This window comes from Catellatospora sp. TT07R-123 (assembly GCF_018327705.1).
GTDB lineage: Bacteria > Actinomycetota > Actinomycetes > Mycobacteriales > Micromonosporaceae > Catellatospora.
Genome location: NZ_BNEM01000001.1, coordinates 2,586,284 through 2,606,154 on the forward strand (window position 1 = coordinate 2,586,284; position 19,871 = coordinate 2,606,154).

Sequence of the window (19,871 nt, forward strand, 5' to 3'; positions counted from 1 at the left end):
GGGAGTACGTGAACCCGACCCTGCAGAACACACTGAGCCTGCTGTCGTACATCGCGCTCAAGGCGATCGCCTGCGCCGCGATTCTGATCGTCGGCTGGATCATCGCCAAGATCATCGGTTCGCTGGTGGACAAGGGCCTGGCCAAGGCACGGTTCAACCACCTCGCCCAGCGCACCCACTTCGACCGCTGGACCGGCAAATACACCGCCAGCGGCCTGGTCGGCAGGCTCGTCTACTACGCGCTGCTGCTGTTCACGTTCCAGCTCGCGTTCAGCGTCTTCGGGCCCAACCCGATCAGCGACCTGCTCGACACCGTCATCGCCTGGCTGCCGCGCCTGATCGTCGCCTGCGTGATCATGGTGGTCGCGATCGCGATCGCCAACGCCGTCTTCGACGTGATCACCAACGCGCTGTCGCACTTCTCGTACGGCCGGATGCTGGGCCGGATCGCCCAGGTCGCCATCATCCTGTTCGGCGCCATCGCCGCGCTCAACCAGATCGGCGTCGCCACCGCGCTCACCGCGCCGGTGCTGTGGGCGATCCTCGGCACCATCTCCGGCATCCTGATCGTCGGTCTCGGCGGCGGCCTGATCCAGCCGATGCGGGCCCGCTGGGAGCGGATGCTGGACAAGGTCGAGGTCGAGAGCGGCCGCGTGTCGGCGCACCTCAAGGCCCGCGCCGCCGAGCAGCAGGCCGCGGCCGTCTCCGGCGCCAAGCCCGCCGGCGACGGCGGGATGATCCAGCCGCCGTACGCGGGCACCGCGCCGACCGACGTCAAGACCCCGTCGGACGCCCGCTCCCTGTCCCAGGAGGCCGCCGAGCGCCTGCGCTCCGAGCTGAAGCCGGGCCAGGACCGCTGACCCACCTCCCGCCCACGACCCACGGCCCCGTTTTGAATAGACGTTGGCCTATCACATCGATTGATTCGAGATCATTCTCGATGCGATAGGCCAACGTCTATGAAAAACGCAGCGGGGGACGGCTGCCGTGCCGTGCGGACGGTGGGTCAGGGTGGGTGTCAGGCCGCCGGGGGCTGCCACTGGGCGGCGACCTCGGCGGCCTTGTCCAGCACGCGGGGTGCCAGGGCGCCGAAGGCGCGGTCGCGGGCCCGGGTGACCAGGGTCCCGCGCGGGGCCAGCACCGCACCCACCCGCTGGGTCTGCTTGCCGACCTGCGCCGCCCGCGGCCGCCGCGCCGCCGAGTATGCCGCCAGCGCCGCGTTCAGCCCCGGCCCCGGGACCGACGGCAGCACCAGCGCCCGCAGCGTGGCCGCGTCCTCCAGGGCCAGGCCCGCGCCCTGGGTCAGGTGGTGCGGCATGGCGTGGGCCGCGTCGCCGAGCAGCACGAACCCGCCCGGCCCGTACGGGAACGCCAGCTCCGTGGGCAGCGGCCGCAGCTGGCGGCCGTCCTGCTGGATGAGGTCGTCGGGCTCGGTCGCGGCCAGCAGGTCCGAGATCGGCGCGTGCCAGCCCGCGAACCAGCGCTTGAGCAGGTTGAGCTGGGTCGCCTTGGGCTCGGGGCGGGCCGCCCCGGCCACGGTCGCGGTCCAGTAGATGCCGCCGCGGGTGGAGGCGCCGGAGCTGCCCCGGTTGCCCAGCGAGGCCGCCAGGAAGCGGTAACCGCCGCCGAGGGTCTCCCCGGCCAGGACCAGGTCCTCGGCCAGCTTCGGGGCTCGGTACCAGGGGATGACCGCGCGCCACGCCGCGTAGCCCGAGCTGACGGCGATGGACTGGGGCGCCAGCCGCGCCCGCAGCGCGCTGTCGGCGCCGTCGGCCGCCACGATCAGGTCGGCTTCCCAGGTCACCCGGCCGTCGCCGACCGCGGGCCGCTCCCCCGCCCGCGCCTGCACGGAGCGCACGGACACGCCGGTGCGGATCTCGATGTGATCGCCGAGCCCCGCGATGAACGTGTCGTGCAGGTCCTCGGCGTGGACGACCACGGGCGCGGCCGCGCCCTGCGGGGCGGGCTGGGCCAGCCACTGGCCGTCGGCGCGGCGCAGGCCGCCCGCGGGCACCGGGGTGGCGATGGCGTCGAGGCCGCCGCCCAGGCCCAGCGAGCGCAGCGCGGCCACCGCGTTGGGCCACAGCAGCAGCGCCGCCGGGTCGGCGCGCAGCCGGTCGGCGCGCTCCAGCAACGTCACCCGCCAGCCGGTACGCGCCAGCGCCCCGGCGGTGGCAAGCCCGCCGACCCCTGCTCCGACCACCACCGCGCTGCGCATCAGACTCTCCCCCTCGTCATCCGCCGCCGGTGCGGCCCGCCCCCGCGAGCCGCGCCGGCGCCGCTGTCATTCGCGCGCCGACGTGCTGCTCTCGTGCTCGTGGTCGTGCTCGTGGTCGGTCCCGTGATCGGCCTCGGCCGGCTTCACCGGCGCCACCACGGTGTCCTCGGGCCGCAGGCCGCTGGACTGGAAGGCCTCGAACTGCGCCCGGGTCACCGACTGGAAGCCCTTGGCGGGCTCGCCCGCGGCGTCGACCGCCGGGATCAGGAACTCCTGCACACCCTTGACCAGGAAGAAGTACGCCGCGGCGCCCAGGAACACGATGATCGAGGTCCAGACGTTGAGGCGCATGCCGCCGATCATCGTGGCGGTGTCGGTGCGCATCGCCTCGATCCAGCCGCGGCCCAGCGTGTAGAGCATGACGTACAGCGCGAACGCGCGGCCCTTGCCGAAGCGGTACTTGCGGTCCAGCCAGTACACCGCGCCCGCGACGCCGAGGTTCCACAGCAGCTCGTACAGGAAGGTCGGGTGGTAGAGGCCCGGCATCAGCACCGGCTCGCCGTCCGGGCCGGTCAGCGCCTTGCCCGGGGTGTCGTCCGACATCACGTGGACCTGGAGGCCCCAGGGCAGGTCGGTCTTGCCGCCGAAGAGCTCGTTGTTGAACCAGTTGCCCAGCCGGCCCACGGCCTGCGCCAGCGGCAGCCCGACCGCGATGGTGTCGGCCACGAAGGTGAAGGTGATCCCCAGCTGGCGGCAGGCCAGCCAGGCGCCGACCGCGCCACCGGCGACGCCGCCCCAGATGCCGAGGCCGCCCTCCCAGATGTAGAGCGCCTTGACCAGGTGCCCGTCGGCGCCGAAGTACGCGTCCGGCGAGGTCAGCACGTGGTAGATCCGGGCGCCGACGATGCCGAAGGGCACCGCCCACACGGCGACGTCGAGCACGGCCCACGGCGGGGCGCCCCGGCTGCGCATCCGGCGATCGGTGACATAGCACGCGAGGATGATGCCGGCGATGATGCACAGCGCGTACGCACGCAGCGGGACCGGTCCGAGGTGCCAGACCGCGGTAGACGGCGACGGGATGGAGGCGAGGTTCACGGGCACGAACGATACCGCCCCGACCCCCCTCCCCCACACCCCCGCCCGCCCCGACATTTATGTCGATCATGAACTTTTGGCACGGTTCGGCGGAGTGTCGCCGCCACAGCTTCCTGATCGACTGCCGACTGCGCCCGAAGACGCCGAAACGGCGATCCCGGAGCGAGATCGCCGTTTACGGTCAAACCACGTCGTACAGCAGCAGCCCTTGACCGGAGGCGCTGATCTTCACCGCACCCGGTCAGGCGGAGAGGCCGGTGCGGAGGTCGGTGACCAGGGTGCGGAGGGCGGGGGTGCCGCCGTCGGCCAGGGCCGAGACCAGGGCGCTGCCGACGATGACGCCGTCGGCGTACGCGCCGACCTCGGCGGCCTGGGCGCCGTTGCGCACCCCCAGGCCGACGCCGATCGGCAGGCTGCCGGAGACGCGCTTGATCCGGTCCACCAGCGTCGGAGCGGCGCTGGAGGTGTTGTCGCGGGCGCCGGTGACGCCCATGACCGCGGTGGCGTACACGAAGCCGCGGCAGTGGCCCACGGTCATCGCGATCCGCTCGTCGGTCGACGACGGCGAGACCAGGAAGATCCGGTCCAGCTGGTGGGCGTCGGAGGCGGCCAGCCACTCGTCGGCCTCGTCCGGGATCAGGTCCGGGGTGATCAGCCCGGCGCCCCCGGCCGCGGCCAGGTCACGCGCGAACGCGTCGACGCCGTACCGCTCGACGGGGTTCCAGTAGGTCATGACCAGCACCGGCACGCCCAGGCCCGAGGTGGCCTCGACGGTGGCGAGCACGTCGCGGGTGCGCACCCCGCCCGCCAGCGCGGTCTCGGTGGCCCGCTGGATGACCGGGCCGTCCATGACCGGGTCGGAGTACGGCAGGCCGATCTCGACCAGGTCGACCCCGGCCTCGATCATCGCGGTGACCGCCCCGATGCCCCCGGCCACGGTCGGGAACCCGGCGGGCAGGTAGCCGACCAGGGCCGCGCGCCCCTCGGCGCGCGCCTTCTCGTACGCCACGCCGACGCTCATCGAATCTCATCTCCCGAGCCGAACAGGCCGAAGTACTCGCCCGCGGTGTGCATGTCCTTGTCGCCGCGCCCGGACAGGTTCACGATCACCGTCGGCTCGTGGCCGAGCTCCTCGCGCAGCGCCGGGATGACCTTGATGGCACCGGCCAGCGCGTGCGCGCTCTCGATCGCCGGGATGATGCCCTCGGTCCGGCACAGCAGCGCGAACGCCTCCATCGCCTCGGCGTCGGTCACCGGGGAGTAGCGGGCCCGGCCCTGCTGGTGCAGCCAGGCGTGCTCGGGGCCGACGGCCGGGTAGTCCAGGCCCGCCGAGATCGAGTGCGACTCGATGGTCTGGCCGTCGTCGTCCTGGAGCAGGAAGGTGCGGGCGCCGTGCAGCACGCCGTGGCTGCCGCCGGTGATGCTGGCCGCGTGGCGGCCGGTCTCCACGCCGTCGCCGCCGGCCTCGAAGCCGTACAGGCGGACGTCGGCGTCGGGCACGAACGCGTGGAACACGCCGATCGCGTTGGAGCCGCCGCCGACCGCCGCGGCGACCGCGTCGGGCAGCGCGCCGGTCAGCGCCAGGCACTGCTCGCGCGCCTCGACGCCGATGCCGCGCACGAAGTCGCGGACCATCGCCGGGAACGGGTGCGGCCCGGCCGCGGTGCCCAGCAGGTAGTGCGTGCTGTCGACGTTGGTGACCCAGTCGCGCAGCGCCTCGTTGATGGCGTCCTTGAGGGTGCGCGAACCGACCGTCACCGGGATCACGGTGGCGCCGAGCATCTTCATCCGGGCCACGTTCAGCGACTGGCGCTGCGTGTCGACCTCGCCCATGTAGACCACGCACTCGAGGTCCAGGTACGCCGCGGCGGTCGCGCTGGCCACGCCGTGCTGGCCCGCGCCGGTCTCGGCGATCACGCGGGGCTTGCCCATGCGCTTGGTCAGCAGCGCCTGGCCGAGCACGTTGCGGACCTTGTGCGCGCCGGTGTGGTTGAGGTCCTCGCGTTTGAGCAGGATACGCGGGTTGGTACCGGTGTCGCCGCCGACGCGCGCCGACAGCCGGGTGGCGTCGTACAGCAGCGACGGGGTGCCCGCATAGTCGCGCAGCATCCGCTCGAATTCGCCGGTGAACTCGGGGTCTGCCATGGCCTTGCGGTAGTGCGCGTCCAGCTCGTCCAGCGCCGCGATCAGCGCCTCCGGCACGAACCGGCCGCCGTACGGGCCGAAGTGGCCCTTCTCGTCGGGCAGCATGCGCCCCTCCTCGGGCAGTACGACCGAACCTCGGTGAGGATCAGCGTGTCGGACGTGGCGTGGCCGGGTGGTTGCCCGCGTTGACCAGCTCGGCCACCGCGTCGCGGGGGCTCTTCTTGGTCACCAGGCCCTCGCCGACCAGCACCGCGTCCGCACCGGCGGAGGCGTACTTGATCAGGTCGAGCGGGCCGCGCACGCCGGACTCGGCGATCTTGACCACGTGGTTGGGCAGGCCGGGCGCGATGCGCTCGAAGACCGCCCGGTCCACTTCGAGGGTACGCAGGTTGCGGGCGTTGACGCCGATGACGCGGGCGCCGGCCTCCAGTGCCCGGTCGGCCTCCTCCTCGGTGTGCACCTCGACCAGCGGGGTCATCCCGAGCGACTCGATCCGGTCGAGCAGGCCGGACAGCACCTTCTGCTCCAGCGCCGCGACGATCAGCAGCACCAGGTCGGCGCCGAAGGCGCGCGCCTCGTGCACCTGGTACGCCGAGACGATGAAGTCCTTGCGCAGCACCGGGATGCCGATGCGGGCCCGGACCGCCGCCAGGTCGTCCAGTGAGCCGCCGAACCACCGGCCCTCGGTCAGCACGCTGACCGCGCGGGCGCCGCCCGCCTCGTACTCGGCCGCCAGCTCCGCCGGGTCGGGGATCTCCGCCAGCGGGCCCTTCGACGGCGACGAGCGCTTCACCTCGGCGATCACACCGACGCCCGAGCGGCGCAGGGCCGCGTACGCGTCCAGGGGCGGGGGCGCCGCCGCCGCGCGCTGCTTGATCTCGTCCAGGGACACCAGGCGCTGGCGCGCCTCGACGTCCTCACGGACCCCCGCGATGATCTCGTCGAGCACACTGCCGCCGTTGTCACCCATCGATGCGGTCGGGCCGGGCTCACCTGGCTCCATGCTGCTCAGCTCCTCGGATGCCATGCGCAGACTGTAGGCATCGCCCCGACGCGCAAGGTTAACGGGGTATGGCGTGCCTCACCTAGTGGGCTAGGGCATAATGCGCCGCTCCGCCGACTCACGTCATTCATTCGTCCCACCTCGGCTGGGCGTTACGGACGAAGTCGGCCAGCTTGGCGCCCTGCTCGACCCGGGCCCGGGTCGGGTCGGCGGCGATGCGGCGCGTCAGGCGGCGTACCCCCTCGGGGTCCTCGCCCGCGACCAGCAGCAGGTTGCCGGTGCCCCGGCCGCGCAGCAGCGCCGCGTCGGCCACCACCGCGACCTGGCCGAAGGCTTCCCGCAGCGTGGCCGCCTGGCGGCGGGCGAACAGCAGCGGCGCGCTGTCCATCACGTTGGCCAGATACCACCCCCCGGGGCGCAGCACGCGCCGCGCCGCGCGGGCGAACTCCACCGTCGTCACGTGCACGGGCACCTTCGAACCGGCGAAGATGTCGGCCACCACCACGTCGGCCGAGGCGGGCTCGGCCTCCTCCAGCGCGGTCCGGGCGTCGGCGATGACCAGCTCGGTCAGCTCGTCCGGCACCGGCAGCCGGGTCAGCACCAGCTCGGCCAGCGCCCGGTCGATCTCGACCACCCGCTGGTGGCTGCCCGGCCGCAGCACCGACAGGCAGCGCGGCAGCGTCAGCGCCCCGCCGCCCAGATGCAGCAGGTCGAGCGCGCCCGGCGGCGACACGGTGTCGATCGCGTCGGCGAGGCGGCGGATGTAGTCGAACGCGATCAGCGTGGGGTCGTTCAGGTTGACGTGCGACTGGGCGGTGCCGTTGAGCCGCAGCAGCCACGCGTCGGGCAGGTCGGGATCGGGGATCAGCTCGGCGGTGCCGGTGTCCACCCGTACGACCAGGGCCCGGTCACCGGCGCGCATCATCGGTCGGATCCTCGCCCCGGTCCAGGGCGTCCCACAGGTCGCGGGTGCCGACCGCACCCGCCGCCGGGGCGGCGGCCCGGGACGCCGCGCCGTACCCCGCCGAACGCCGCCAGTACCAGACCGCCACCACGCCCGCGCCGAGCGCCAGCAGCACCGGGCGCAGCCACGGCACCGAGGCGCCCGGGGTGAACCACAGCACGGCCAGGGCCGCGACCAGCGCCAGCAGCAGCCACCGCAGCCTGTTCATCGGGTGGCCGCGGGCACGTCGACGGTGACCGGCAACTCGTCGGTGAAGCAGCTGCGCGTGCCCGTGTGGCAGGCCGGGCCGACCTGGTCGACCGAGAGCAGCAGCGCGTCGCCGTCGCAGTCCAGCGCCACGGCCTTGACGTGCTGGATGTGGCCGGAGGTGTCGCCCTTCACCCAGTACTCCCCGCGGCTGCGCGACCAGTAGGTGGCCCGGCCGGTGGTCAGGGTGCGGCGCAGCGCCTCGTCGTCCATCCAGGCCAGCATCAGCACCTCGCCGGTGTCGTACTGCCGGACCACGGCCGCGACCAGCCCGTCGCGGTCACGTTTGAGCCTGCCGGCGATGTCCTGGTCCAGCTGTTCGATCCCTGCCACGAACTCATCCTCCCCCATCGCGGACCGGCCCCCTACGGCGGTGCGGCGCCCGCCCGGTAACGGCACGGCAACGGGTGGGCCACATCACAGTTGTGCCCGCTGGTATGAAGCGCTTTCACAGACCCTGGTTGTACGTTGACGGGCATCTACGCGCAGCGCCGCGTGCGGCGAAACCCCACCGCGAGAGCCGAGGAAGCATGACCAATCCCCACTTCGCGCCCATGCCCCCACGCATCCCTTCCTACATTCCCCCGGCCCCGCCGGCCCCGCCCGCCGCGGAGACCGTCGAGCCGTATACAGACACCCCGGCGGCGCACGACGCGGCGCTGCTCGAACCGACCAGCGAACTGCCGACGCTGACCAACCCGGCCGAGCCCCCCGCGGCCGAGGCTGACCAGGCCGACGGCGACGCGGACACCCCCGAGGCGGCGACGGCCGACGAGCCCGAGGCCGCCGACGACACCGACGAGCCCGAGGCCGAGGCTGTCGACGCCGACGAGCCGCAGGCGGAGGCGAAGGCGGAGGCGAAGGCGGAGGCGGAGGCTGCGGAAGCTCCGTCGGCTGAGGAGCAGTCGGCTGAGGACCCGGCCGCCGAGCTCGCCGCCGACGAGGACGTCACCGACGAACTCGTCGTTCCCGAGATCGCGGACCTGGCCGTCGCGCCGCAGGACGACGACGTCTACGCCGCGCCGGAGGCCGTGACGGAGGTCGCCGAGGCCGACGCGGACGACACGGACGACGCGGACGAGCAGGTGGCGGAGTCCGGGTCGGACGAGGCCCCGGTCGCCGACACCGACGCGGAGGCCGACGACGAGGACGCCGAGGCCGAGCCGGAGTCCGTCGAGGCGGAGCTGGTGGAGGCCGAGCCGGACCAGGCCGAGCCCGTCGAGGCCGAAGCGGTCGAGGCCGAAGCAGCCGACGCCGAGGCGGGCGAGGCGGAGGAGGCTGTCGACGCCGAAGCTGCCGAGGTGGCGGCACCGGAGGCCGAGGCCGACGAAGCCGGAACCATCGAGGCCGGAACCGACGAGGTGGCGGCCGACGAGGTCGCGCCCGAGGTCGGGGTCTATGAGGCGCCCGCGGTGACCGACGGCGGCAGCGTCGACGCGCAGGCGGACGACGAGCCGGACGCGGTGGCCGAACCCGTCGTGGAGGCGGAGGCCGAGCCCGAGGCCGACGGCGCGGTGAGCGACGACGCGGAGGGCGACGACGCGGAGCAGCCGCAGGCCGAAGCCGAGGCGGCCGCCGAGGTCGAGGAGCCGGAGGCGGACGCCGCGGCGATCGTGCAGCCCGAGGCCGAGGCTGACGCGGCTGAGGACGTGTACGAGGCGGAGGCGGACGAGCAGCCGGAAGCGGAGACGGGCGCGGCCGCCGAGGCGCAGCCTGAGGACGCCCTGGATCTCGGTTACGTGGCCGTCCCCGTCACGGTCTGGCTGGCACCCGAGGCGGACGAGCCGGTGGCGGCGGCCGACGAGGTCGTCGACGCCGTGTTCGAGGATGCCGAGGCAGCCGAGGATGCCGAGGCAGCCGAGGCGATCGAAGAGGTCGAGGCGGAGGCACCGGCGGCCGAGGAGGCGCCGGAGGTCACTCCGGAACCGGTCGCGGAGGCGGCCGAGGCGGCAGAGGTGGCCGAGGAGTCGTACGAGCTCGTCGCGATCACCGTGGTCGAGACCCCCGGCGAGGCGCTGGAGACCACGCTCGTGGTGGTGGAGGCCGATCTGGAGGAGGTGCTGTCGGTGGCGCCGACGGCGACCGCGCTGCGGCCGGGTGACCTGGTCGAGACTCCGATCGCGATCTGGGAGCCGGAGGCGGCGCAGCGGTTGCGCGACGCGTTCCGCGAGGCGCAGGCGCGGTTCGTGGACGAGCCGGAGGCGGCCCTGGGCGAGGCGCAGGAGCTGGTGGCGCTGGCGGTGCAGTCGCTGGCGGCATCGCTGCTGGCCGAGCAGGACGGGCTGGACCCGCGCCAGGCCGCGGCCGCCGACACGGAGGCGATGCGGATCGCGATGCGCGGTTACCGCAACTTCCTGGAGCGCGTGCTCGCGCTCTGAGTTGCGCCTGACGGCGCGGCTCCGTACGGACCCGACCCCCCCGGGGTGCGGTGGACGTACGGGGTTGCGCCACCCCCGATAATTCATCTAGCGTTGAGTTCAACAAGTGTTGAATTAGGAGGATGTCGATGACGACCGCGATCGAGGTCACCGACCTCGTCGTGCATCGGGGATCTCGGCCCGTGCTCCACGGGCTGACCTGCGCTATCGAGGCCGGCAGCATCACCGGGCTGCTGGGCCCCTCGGGCAGCGGCAAGACCACGCTGATGCGTGCCGTCGTGGGCGTGCAGCTGGTCCGGTCCGGGACGGTGACCGTGCTGGGCCGCCCCGCGGGCCACGCCGCACTGCGCCGGGAGATCGGCTACCTGACGCAGGCCCCCAGTGTGTACGCGGACCTGACCGTCCGCGAGAACGCCCGCTACTTCGCCTCGCTGTACGGCCTGGGCGCCGCCGAGGCCGACGCCGCCGTACGCGACGTGGGTCTGGCCGGGGCGGCCGGGCAGCTCGTCGGCGACCTGTCCGGCGGCCAGCGCAGCCGCGCCTCGCTGGCCTGCGCCGTCGTCAGCAAGCCGAAGGTGCTGGTGCTGGACGAGCCCACCGTCGGGCAGGACCCGGTCCTGCGCGACGAGCTGTGGGCGCAGTTCCGGGGCCTGGCCCGCAACGGGTCGACGGTGCTGGTGTCCAGCCACGTGATGGACGAGGCCAACCGGTGCGACCGGCTGCTGCTCATCCGCGAGGGCGAGCTGATCGCCGACGACACCCCGGCCGCCGTCAAGGCCGCCGCCGGGACCGACGACCTCGATCAGGCGTTCCTCACCCTGATCCGCCGTCGGGAGGCGGTGCCCGCATGATCCTGCTGTCGACCACCGGGCGCATCCTGCGCCAGCTGCGCCACGACCGGCGTACCGTCGCGATGCTCGTGGCCGTGCCCACGCTGCTGCTGACGCTGCTCTACTACATGTTCGACGGCCAGGGCATGCTCTTCGACCACCTGGCGCTGGTGATGCTCGGGGTCTTCCCCTTCATCATCATGTTCCTGATCACCAGCATCGCGATGCAGCGCGAGCGCACCACCGGCACCCTGGAGCGGCTGCTCACCACCCCGCTGGGCAAGACCGACCTGCTGTTCGGGTACGGCCTGGCGTTCGGGGTGGCCGCGGCGATCCAGGCGGCGGTGGCCAGCGCGCTGGCGTACCTGCTGCTGGGCCTGGACACCCAGGGCAGCCCCGCCCTGGTCATCATGATCGCCGTGGCCAACGCGGTGCTCGGCATGGCGCTGGGCCTGCTGGCCAGCGCGTTCGCCAAGACTGAGTTCCAGGCCGTGCAGTTCATGCCGGTGGTGGCCATCCCGCAGCTGCTGCTGTGCGGGCTGTTCGTGCCGCGCGGCCAGATGGCCGGGTGGCTGGAGGCGATCAGCAACGCGCTGCCGCTGACATACGCCGTGGAGGCGCTGCAGGAGGTCGGGGCGCACGCCGACCCGACCGCGACCATGTGGCGCGATTTCGCGGTGGTGGTCGGCGCGGTCGTGGTCGCGCTGCTCGCCGCCGCGGCGACGCTGCGCCGCCGCACCCCGTAGCGGCGCAGTCGGCCCTGTCCGGAAGAATCGGACCGGACAGGGCCGCCACGGGAAGGATCAGATGAAGCGCAGCCGATCGGGCCGCCGACCGGGCAATCCCGATACCCGCGAATCGATCCTCGCCGCGGCCCGGAACCTGTTCGCCGAGCGCGGCTTCGACGCGGCCACGATGCGCGCGATCGGAGCCGAGGCCGAGGTCGACCCCGCCCTGGTGCACCACTACTTCGGCACCAAGGAGAAGCTGTTCATCGCGGCCATGCAGTTCCCGGTGGACCCGGCGGAGCTGGTCGCGCAGGTGACCTCCGGCGGCCGCGACGAGGCCGGGGCCCGGCTGGTCCGCACGTTCCTGAACATCTGGGACTCGCCGGTCGGCGCCATCGGGGCGTCGCTGCTGCGGTCGGCGGTGAGCAACGAGTGGACGCTGCGCCTGCTGCGCGAGTTCCTCACCACGCAGATCCTGCGCCGGGTGCTGGCCGAGCTCCAGCTCGACCCGGCGCAGGCGCAGCTGCGGGCCGGCCTGGTGGTCAGCCAGATCGGCGGGCTGGCGTTCGCCCGGTACATCCTGAAGCTCGAACCGATCGCGTCGCTGCCCTCCGAGCAGCTGGTCGCCATGATCGCCCCGAACGTGCAGCGCTACCTCACGGGTGAGCTCGACACCTCGGGTTCGGCCGCGGCGTAGTCGTCGACGTCCACCTCGGTCAGGTGCCCGGCCGGGCACTGCAACCGCACCTCGGCCACCTCCAGCCGGTAGAGGCGGAAGCCGCGGCCGACATCGAGCAGGTCGCTGACGGGGTTGATGCCGGCGAACTCCAGCGCGGCGGCGCGGGCGGCCAGGCCGTCCAGCTCCGCCGCCCAGCCCGAGATCCAGACCCGGCCGCGGTCGCCGCCGACCATGAGCACCATCGCGACGTCCTCGTCGCCGTCGCGGGGCGTGAGCGCGCGGTCAAGCGCACCCCCTCCGCGTACGAGCAGCAGCGGGCGGCCCACCGAATCGACGGCATGGCGCACCCGGAACGGGCTCTCTGCCCACGGCACCTGTGCGATGCCGGCGTGGTGTCCGCAAGCGACGGTCCGGGCGGTGGCGGGGTGCGACACGGCGTACCTCCAACATAAGTTAGGCTAACCTTTGTTAGGCCAGCCTAACTTATACCACTGTCCGCTCGTTGGAGGACCCTCGTGAACCAGTCCCGGCCCAAGGCGAAGCTGTCGCGTGCGCTCGGAATCCCGCTGACGCGCAAGTGCGTCAAGTACTTCGAGCGCCGGCCGTTCCCGCCGGGTGTGCACGGCCGGGCCCGCAAGAAGCACTCCGACTACCAGGTGCGGCTGCTGGAGAAGCAGCGGCTGCGCCACCAGTACTTCGTCAGCGAGACGCAGCTGCGCAACCTGTTCGACAAGGCCGCGCGCGGCACCGGCAAGACCGGTGAGCGGCTGCTGGTCTCGCTGGAGTGCCGCCTGGACGCGCTGGTGCTGCGGGCCGGGTTCGCGCGCACCGTCTACCAGGCGCGCCAGGCCGTGGCGCACGGGCACATCGAGGTCGACGGGCGCAAGGTCGACCGGCCGTCGTACCGGGTGGCGCCGTGGCAGACGATCCGGGTCCGCGAGCGCAGCCGCGCCAAGGCACCGTTCCAGATCGCGGCGGCCGGAGCGCACCTGGACGGGCCGACCGCGCCGTACCTGGAGGTGTCGCTGTCCGACCTGCGCGCCACCCTCACCCGCGAGCCCCGGCGCGGCGAGATCCCCGTGATCTGCGACGAGCAGCTCGTCGTGGAGTTCTACTCCCGCTGAAAGGGCTGAACGTCAAGAAGGGCACCTTCTACCGCGTATGGCGAAAAGAAGGTGCCCTTCCCTACCGGGGTCAGCGGGTCTGTTCGAGCCAGCTGGCGTACAGCTTGGCGTAGATGGAATCGGTGTGGGTGACCAGCTCGTCGTGGGGTCCGCGCTGCACCACCACGCCGCGGTCGACGACGATGACCTCGTCGGCGGCCTGCGCCGTGGACAGCCGGTGCGCGATCGCGATCGTGGTCCGGCCCCGGGTGACCGCGTCCAGGGTGCGCTGCAAACGCACCTCGGTGGCGGGGTCGACGGCGCTCGTGGCCTCGTCGAGCACGAGCAGGTCGGGGTCGGCGACGTACGCCCGGACCAGCGCGACGAGCTGCCGCTCGCCCACGCTCAGCGCCTCGCCCCGCTCCCCGACCTGCGTGTCCAGGCCCTTGGTGAGGCCCTGCACCCAGTCGAGCAGGCCCAGCTCGGCGAAGGCCGCGGTGAGCTGCTCGTCGGTGAGGTCGGGCCGGGCGAAGCGCACGTTGGCGGCGATCGAGGCGTCGAACAGGAAGCCGTCCTGCGGCACCATCACCACGCGGGCGCGCAGCGAGCCGAAGCGCACCGACGTCAGCGGGGTGCCGGACAGGTGCACCGTGCCGTCGGTCGGGTCCATCAGGCGGGTGAGCAGCTTGGCGAACGTGGTCTTGCCGCTGCCGGTCTCGCCGACGACCGCGACCCGGGTCTTGGCCGGGATGTCCAGGTGCACGTCGTGCAGCACGCGCGGCCCGGTCTGACCCGGCTCCCCGCCGGGGTAGGCGAAGCTGACCCGGTCGAAGCGCACGTCGAGCGGACCCTCGGGCAGGTCCACGCCGTTGTGGGCGGGGTCGGCCACGTCGGGCTTGAGCGCCAGCACGTCCAGCACCCGGCTCCAGCCGGCGGTGGCGTTCTGCAGCTCGTTGAGCACCTCGGTGGCGATCTGCACCGGCTGGATGAACAGCGTCACCAGGAACAGGTACGCGGTCAGCTCGCCGAGGGTGATCTGCCCGGCCACGCCGAGCCTGGTGCCCACGACCACCACCGCGGACAGCGCCAGCGCGGCCGCGATCTCGCCGGTGGAGAAGCTGGTCACGCTCAGCCGCATGGCGCGGCGCTGGGCCCGCTGGTAGTCGTCGATGGTCTCGGACAGCTTCGCGCCGCTGCGCTCGGAGATGCCGTACGCCCGGATGACGCTGGCGCCCACGACCGACTCGGAGACGGCGCCGAGCATGACGCCGATGCGGCGGCGGCTCTCGGCGTACGCGCCCGCCAGGCGCTTCTGGAACGCCCGGATGACCACGATCGCGGGCACGAACGCGGCCAGCACCACCAGCGTGAGCTTCCACGAGTAGAACGACATCACGATCGTGGTGACCACCAGCTGGCCGCCGTTGACCAGCAGGATCACCCCGCCCCACTGGAGGAACTGGGTGATGGTGTCGATGTCGCTGGTGACCCGGGAGACCAGGGTGCCGCGCCGCTCCGACTGCTGGTGCAGCATGGACAGGTCGTGGATGTGCCGGAACGCGCGCACCCGCAGGTTGGCCAGCGCGGTCTCGCTGACGGTGAACAGCCGCCGCATCATGAAGTAGCCGCAGGTGGTGGTGATCGCCAGGATGCCCACCGTGACGCCGACGATCCGCAGGATCACGGCCACGTCCGGGCCGCCCGCGGCGCTGAGGCCCTTGTCGATGCCCTGCTGGATGGCGACCGGGACGGCCGCCCGGCCGATCATCGAGACCAGCGCCAGCGCGACCGTGCCCGCCAGCCCGGCCCGCAGCTCGGGCGAGAGCGCCAGCCCTCGCCGCAGCGTCCGGAAGGTCCCGGTTGGCTGGGCCTGTGCCTGCGTGCTCATGCCGCCACCTCTTCCTCACGCACCGCGGACTCGTCTGAGTCGTCGTAGCCGGTGTCTCGTTCCCGTTCGGCCTCGGCCTTCTCGTACGCGGTGACGAGGTCGGCGTAGCCGGTGACCGTCGACAGCAGCTCGTCGTGGGTGCCGTGGGCGATCACCCGGCCCTGCTCGACGTAGATCACCTCGTCGGCCAGCGCGATGGTGGCCCGGCGGTACGCCACGACCAGGATCGACGCCGCGTGCGACGCCCCGCGCAGCGAGGCCAGGATGCGGGCCTCCACGCGCGGGTCGACGGCGCTGGTGGCGTCGTCGAGGATGAGCAGCCGCGGCTGCCCGGCCAGGGCGCGGGCCAGGGTGACCCGCTGGCGCTGGCCGCCCGACAGGGAGGTGCCGCGCTCACCGAGCGCCGTGTCCAGCCCGTCGGGCAGGCGGGTGACGAAGGTGTCGGCCTGGGCGGTGGTCAGCGACTGCCATACCCGGTCGTCGTCGGCACCGGGGCGGTCCAGCGCGACGTTGCCGCGCACCGTGTCGTCGAAGACGAACGCGATCTGCGGGACCAGCGCGACGCTGCCGGCCAGCGCGCCCGACGACAGCTCCCGCACGTCGACGCCGTCGAGGGCGACGCTGCCGTGCTGCGGGTCGAGCAGCCGGGTGGCCAGCGTGGCGATGGTCGACTTGCCGGAGCCGGTCGGGCCGACCAGCGCGACGGTCTTGCCCGCCGGGATGGTGAAGCTGACGTTGTGCAGCACCGGCTCGCCGGTGTCGTAGCTGAAGTTCACCTGCTGGAAGCTCAGCTGCGCCGGGCCGGTGCCGGTCGCGCCGGCGGTGCCGTACGGCATCTCGCCGGTCGCCTCCAGCACCCGCTCGACCCGGTCCCAGCCCGCGACCGCGCGGGGCAGGTCGCCCAGCACCCAGCCGATCGCCCGCACCGGGAACGCCAGCACCGTGAACAGGAAGGTCACCTGGATCAGCTGGCCCAGGTCGATCGCGCCGACCTGCAACCGCCACGCGCCGACCACGAGCGCGGCCAGCGTGCCGAGGAACGGCAGCGACTCCATCAGCGGATCGAACAGGCCGCGCAGGCGCCCGACGCTGATCAGCGCGTCGCGCAGCTCCCAGGCGCGGGCCTCGAACCGGCGGGTCTCCAGGTCCTCGCGGCCCATCGTCTTGACCACCAGCGCGCCGTCGAAACTCTCGTGTGCGATCGCGCTGACCTCGGCGCGCAGGTGCTGGGCGCGGGCGGTGCGCGGGGCCATCCGGCGGGAGAAGACCACGTTCATCGCGAACAGGACCGGGAAGACGACCAGGCCGACCAGTGCCATCGCCCAGTCCACCAGGAACAGCGCGGTCACCGCGACGAGCAGCATGAAGACGGTGCCGACGGCGAACGGCAGCGGCGCGACGGGCATCCACGCGGCCTCGACGTCGGAGTTGGCGTTGGACAGCAGCGTGCCGGTGGCGTGGCGCTGGTGCCACGACAGCGGCAGGCGCAGGTAGCGGCCGGTGACCTCGTGCCGGTAGCGCGCCTGAAGCGCGAACTGCATGAACCCCGCGCCCAGCCGGCGGCCGAAGATGCCCAGCACACGGCCCAGGCCCATCGCGATCAGCGCGAGCGCGGACAGGACGAGCGCGCGGGTGGTGACGCTGCCGCCGGGGGCCAGCGCCGGTTCGACCACGTCCTGGATGATCTCGCCGACCACGAACGCCTGCCCGATGACCAGGCTGCCGAACAGGCAGCTGCCCACCACCGCGACGGTGAACCGGCGGGGCTCGTCCCGGATGCCGCGCCACATCACCCTGGCGCCACGCGCCAGCACGTCGCGCCCAGTTACCTGGGGTTTGGCCGATTCGGCCGAATCGTCGCTCGTCACCTGTACAGCCCCGTCGGATCGGTAAGTAATTAGCTTGGCTTCCTATCCTTACCGACGCGCCCCGCCGCAGGCGAGCGGGATACCGCTGTGCCGGGCGTCACACTCGTGCGTGAATCCGTAGTATCGCCGACATGACCCGGTACGCCTTCGCCGAAAGGCTAGCCCTGGCCGACCTGATGGCCGAGGCTGGACCCGACGCCCCCACCCTGTGCGGCGACTGGACGGTGCGGGACCTGCTGGCGCACCTGCTGCTGCGCGAGCGGCGCCCCGACGCCGCCGGCGGCATCCTGATCAGGAGCCTGGCCGGCCGCACCGAGCGGGTGCAGCGGCGCATCGCCGGGCGCGACTTCGCCGCCCTGCTGCGCGAGCTGCGCGACCCGCCGTGGTGGAGCCCGGTGAGCAATCCGCTGGTGGACGAGGCGGCCAACCTGACCGAGATGTTCATCCACCTGGAGGACGTGCGCCGGGCGGTGCCGGGCTGGCTGCCGCGCGACCTGCCCGCCGGGCTGTCGGAGGCGCTGTGGCGGGCGGCGGGCCGTCAGGCGCGCCTGGTGCTGCGGCGCTACCCGGTGCAGGTGCGGGTGTCGGCCCCCGGCCACGGCACCGTCATCGTCGGGCGCCCCGGCACCCATCCGCTGTCGCTGACCGGGACCCCGGGCGAGCTGCTGATGTTCCTGTCGGGGCGGCAGGCGCACGCGCGGGCCAGCGTCGACGGGACGCCGGAGGCGGCGGGGCGGTTGCGCACCGCGCGACTCGGGGTCTGACCGGCCCAGTACCAGAGAAAAGATCTTCACGAGGGGTTCCGCCCGCCCGATCACCGCATTACCCTTCGGTAACACCCAAGTTAAAACGTGTCCCCCGTCACCGTTGCCTACCTCAGAGGCGGCCTTCACCCATGACTCTCGACGTGCCGTACCGTTCCATTCCGGACATGTTCCTGCGGCGGGTGGCGGCGTCGCCCGACGGTCGCGCCTTCGGCGCGCCGGGCGCCGACGGCCAGCCCGTCTGGTTCACCTGGACGCAGATCGCCGCCCGGGCCAAGGCCATCGCGGCAGGGCTGACCACGCTGGGCGTCGGACAGGAGGACCGCGTCGCGATCCTGTCCAGCACCCGGCTCGACTGGATCGTGGCCGACCTGGGCATCATGTGCTCCAGCGCCGCGACGACGACGGTCTACCCGACCACCGAGCCGGAGGACGCCTGCTTCATCGTGGCCGACTCGGGTTCGAAGGTGCTGGTCGCCGAGAACCCGGCCCAGGCCGCGAAGATGGACCCGGCGTCGGTGCCGACCCTGACGCACGTGGTGCTCATCGACGGCGAGGCCGACCCGAGCGCCCCGATCCCTCAGCTCACCCTGGCCGAGCTGGAGCGGCGCGGCAACGAGCTGCTGGCCGGGCAGGCGGACCTGGTCGACACGATCGTCGCCGGGATCGCCCCGGAGCACCTGGCGACCCTCATCTACACCTCGGGCACCACCGGCCGCCCCAAGGGCGTCGAGCTGCTGCACCGGGGCTGGTGCTGGGAGGGCGTGGCGCAGGCCGACGTCGGCGTGCTGCTGCCCACCGACGTGCAGTTCCTGTGGCTGCCGCTGTCGCACTCGTTCGGCAAGACGCTGATCTGCGGCATCCTGCACGTGGGCGTGCCGACGTACGTCGACGGGCGGGTCGACAAGATCATCGACAACCTGAGCCTGATCCGGCCGACGCTGATGTGCGCCGCGCCGCGCATCTTCGAGAAGGTCTACAACCGCGTGGTCACCCAGGCCACCTCGGCCGGCGGCCTCAAGGCCAAGATCTTCGGCTGGGCGGTCCGGACCGGCCGCGAGAAGACCGCGCTGGAGCAGGCGGGCAGGCCGGTGCCGGGCGGGCTGATGCGCAAGTACGGCATCGCGCACAAGCTGGTCTTCGCCAAGCTGCACGACCGCCTCGGCGGCAACATCCGCTACATGGTCTCCGGTTCGGCCGCCCTGTCGGTGCCGATCGCCGAGTTCTTCGCGGCCGCCGGGCTGCCCATCAGCGAGGGCTACGGCCTGACCGAGAGCAGCGCGGGCAACTTCGTCAACCGCCCCGGCCAGCTGAAGATCGGCACCGTGGGCCAGGCACTGGCCGACCTCGAGGTGAAGATCGACGAAGACGGCGAGATCCTGCTGCGCGGCGCCCCCGTCATGCGCGGCTACCACAACCTGCCCGACGAGACCGCCTCGGTCTTCACCGAGGACGGGTTCTTCCGCACCGGCGACATCGGCGAGTTGGACGGTGCGGGGTACCTGAAGATCACGGACCGCAAGAAGGACCTGGTCAAGACCTCCGGCGGCAAGTACATCGCGCCCAGCCACATCGAGGGCCTGTTCAAGGCGCTGTGCCCGTACACCTCGCAGGTGCTGGTGATCGGCAACTCCCGCAACTACTGCAGCATGCTGGTCACCCTCGACCCCGAGGCGATCATCGGCTGGGCGGCGGGCGGCCCGCTGGAGGGGAAGAGCTACGCCGAGATCGTCGGCTCCGCCGAGGCGAAGGCCATGGTCAGCGGCCACATCGACGAGCTGAACGCGAAGCTGAACCGGTGGGAGACGATCAAGAAGTTCACCATCCTGCCGCGCGATCTCACCATCGAGTCCGGAGAGATCACCCCATCGCTGAAGCTGAAGCGACGCACGGTGGAGACCAATTTCGCCTCCGAAATCGAGAAGATGTACGAGGGATCGCTCGTCGAGATCTGACTCG

At 72.5% G+C, this 19,871-nt stretch carries 19 protein-coding genes; 8 read left to right on the plus strand and 11 right to left on the minus strand.

The annotated features are described in order from the left end of the window. Positions 1 to 8: 8 nt before the first annotated feature. Positions 9 to 860 carry a hypothetical protein gene (locus Cs7R123_RS10950; RefSeq protein WP_244871754.1) on the plus strand — a complete coding sequence of 284 codons (852 nt, stop codon included), beginning with the start codon at positions 9 to 11 and terminating at the stop codon, positions 858 to 860. Between the two features lie 158 nt (positions 861 to 1,018). Here the strand turns inward: Cs7R123_RS10950 and Cs7R123_RS10955 are convergent, their stop codons facing one another. From Cs7R123_RS10955 to hisI, 8 genes are all read right to left on the minus strand, one after another. Then, positions 1,019 to 2,218, minus strand: a complete 1,200-nt coding sequence (locus Cs7R123_RS10955) for an NAD(P)/FAD-dependent oxidoreductase (protein WP_212825726.1) — start codon at positions 2,216 to 2,218, stop codon at positions 1,019 to 1,021. Between the two features lie 66 nt (positions 2,219 to 2,284). Next, positions 2,285 to 3,373 (minus strand): prolipoprotein diacylglyceryl transferase, encoded by a 1,089-nt coding sequence (gene lgt, locus Cs7R123_RS10960; protein ID WP_212825728.1) that lies wholly within the window; start codon positions 3,371 to 3,373, stop codon positions 2,285 to 2,287. 184 nt (positions 3,374 to 3,557) lie between these two features. Beyond that, positions 3,558 to 4,337 carry a tryptophan synthase subunit alpha gene (trpA, locus tag Cs7R123_RS10965; protein WP_212825730.1) on the minus strand — a complete coding sequence of 260 codons (780 nt, stop codon included), beginning with the start codon at positions 4,335 to 4,337 and terminating at the stop codon, positions 3,558 to 3,560. After that, positions 4,334 to 5,566: a tryptophan synthase subunit beta gene (gene trpB / locus Cs7R123_RS10970; RefSeq protein ID WP_212825732.1), complete on the minus strand. Its 1,233-nt coding sequence runs from the start codon at positions 5,564 to 5,566 to the stop codon at positions 4,334 to 4,336. Before trpB ends, trpA begins: the two co-directional genes overlap by 4 nt. 40 nt (positions 5,567 to 5,606) lie before the next feature. Continuing rightward, the gene (trpC, locus tag Cs7R123_RS10975) at positions 5,607 to 6,410 is read right to left on the minus strand and encodes an indole-3-glycerol phosphate synthase TrpC (protein WP_212829079.1); all 804 of its coding nucleotides are present in this window, start codon (positions 6,408 to 6,410) and stop codon (positions 5,607 to 5,609) included. Between the two features lie 181 nt (positions 6,411 to 6,591). Beyond that, positions 6,592 to 7,389: a spermidine synthase gene (locus Cs7R123_RS10980; protein ID WP_212825734.1), complete on the minus strand. Its 798-nt coding sequence runs from the start codon at positions 7,387 to 7,389 to the stop codon at positions 6,592 to 6,594. Then, a complete protein-coding gene (locus Cs7R123_RS10985) occupies positions 7,373 to 7,636 on the minus strand; it encodes a Trp biosynthesis-associated membrane protein (RefSeq protein ID WP_212825736.1) in 264 nt (87 codons plus the stop codon). Before Cs7R123_RS10985 ends, Cs7R123_RS10980 begins: the two co-directional genes overlap by 17 nt. After that, the gene (hisI, locus tag Cs7R123_RS10990; protein WP_374706929.1) at positions 7,633 to 8,007 is read right to left on the minus strand and encodes a phosphoribosyl-AMP cyclohydrolase; all 375 of its coding nucleotides are present in this window, start codon (positions 8,005 to 8,007) and stop codon (positions 7,633 to 7,635) included. The genes Cs7R123_RS10985 and hisI overlap by 4 nt, the downstream gene beginning before the upstream one ends. 197 nt (positions 8,008 to 8,204) lie before the next feature. Between hisI and Cs7R123_RS40715 the strand changes: the two genes are divergently transcribed. The 4 genes from Cs7R123_RS40715 (at position 8,205) to Cs7R123_RS11010 (ending at position 12,307) form a co-directional block, all read left to right on the plus strand. After that, a complete protein-coding gene (locus tag Cs7R123_RS40715) occupies positions 8,205 to 10,052 on the plus strand; it encodes a hypothetical protein (RefSeq protein ID WP_212825740.1) in 1,848 nt (615 codons plus the stop codon). 128 nt (positions 10,053 to 10,180) lie between these two features. Then, complete coding sequence (locus Cs7R123_RS11000) at positions 10,181 to 10,903, plus strand: ABC transporter ATP-binding protein (RefSeq protein WP_212825742.1); 723 nt, start codon at positions 10,181 to 10,183, stop codon at positions 10,901 to 10,903. Further along, a complete protein-coding gene (locus Cs7R123_RS11005) occupies positions 10,900 to 11,628 on the plus strand; it encodes an ABC transporter permease (protein ID WP_212825744.1) in 729 nt (242 codons plus the stop codon). The genes Cs7R123_RS11000 and Cs7R123_RS11005 overlap by 4 nt, the downstream gene beginning before the upstream one ends. Before the next feature lie 61 nt (positions 11,629 to 11,689). Continuing rightward, positions 11,690 to 12,307 (plus strand): TetR family transcriptional regulator, encoded by a 618-nt coding sequence (locus tag Cs7R123_RS11010; RefSeq protein ID WP_212825746.1) that lies wholly within the window; start codon positions 11,690 to 11,692, stop codon positions 12,305 to 12,307. Here Cs7R123_RS11010 and Cs7R123_RS11015 read toward each other — a convergent pair. Beyond that, the gene (locus tag Cs7R123_RS11015; RefSeq protein WP_212825748.1) at positions 12,262 to 12,663 is read right to left on the minus strand and encodes a hypothetical protein; all 402 of its coding nucleotides are present in this window, start codon (positions 12,661 to 12,663) and stop codon (positions 12,262 to 12,264) included. The two genes, Cs7R123_RS11010 and Cs7R123_RS11015, sit on opposite strands and share 46 nt — an antisense overlap. Before the next feature lie 141 nt (positions 12,664 to 12,804). Between Cs7R123_RS11015 and rpsD the strand changes: the two genes are divergently transcribed. Next, positions 12,805 to 13,413, plus strand: a complete 609-nt coding sequence (gene rpsD, locus Cs7R123_RS11020) for a 30S ribosomal protein S4 (protein ID WP_212825750.1) — start codon at positions 12,805 to 12,807, stop codon at positions 13,411 to 13,413. 70 nt (positions 13,414 to 13,483) lie between these two features. Here the strand turns inward: rpsD and Cs7R123_RS11025 are convergent, their stop codons facing one another. Both Cs7R123_RS11025 and Cs7R123_RS11030 read right to left on the minus strand, forming a co-directional pair. Next, complete coding sequence (locus Cs7R123_RS11025) at positions 13,484 to 15,280, minus strand: ABC transporter ATP-binding protein (protein ID WP_212825752.1); 1,797 nt, start codon at positions 15,278 to 15,280, stop codon at positions 13,484 to 13,486. Further along, positions 15,277 to 17,070, minus strand: a complete 1,794-nt coding sequence (locus Cs7R123_RS11030) for an ABC transporter ATP-binding protein (RefSeq protein WP_212829080.1) — start codon at positions 17,068 to 17,070, stop codon at positions 15,277 to 15,279. The genes Cs7R123_RS11025 and Cs7R123_RS11030 overlap by 4 nt, the downstream gene beginning before the upstream one ends. A 209-nt stretch (positions 17,071 to 17,279) precedes the next feature. Between Cs7R123_RS11030 and Cs7R123_RS11035 the strand changes: the two genes are divergently transcribed. Next, complete coding sequence (locus tag Cs7R123_RS11035) at positions 17,280 to 17,912, plus strand: TIGR03085 family metal-binding protein (protein ID WP_212825754.1); 633 nt, start codon at positions 17,280 to 17,282, stop codon at positions 17,910 to 17,912. Between the two features lie 131 nt (positions 17,913 to 18,043). Continuing rightward, positions 18,044 to 19,867: a long-chain fatty acid--CoA ligase gene (locus tag Cs7R123_RS11040; RefSeq protein ID WP_212825756.1), complete on the plus strand. Its 1,824-nt coding sequence runs from the start codon at positions 18,044 to 18,046 to the stop codon at positions 19,865 to 19,867. Positions 19,868 to 19,871 lie beyond the last annotated feature (4 nt).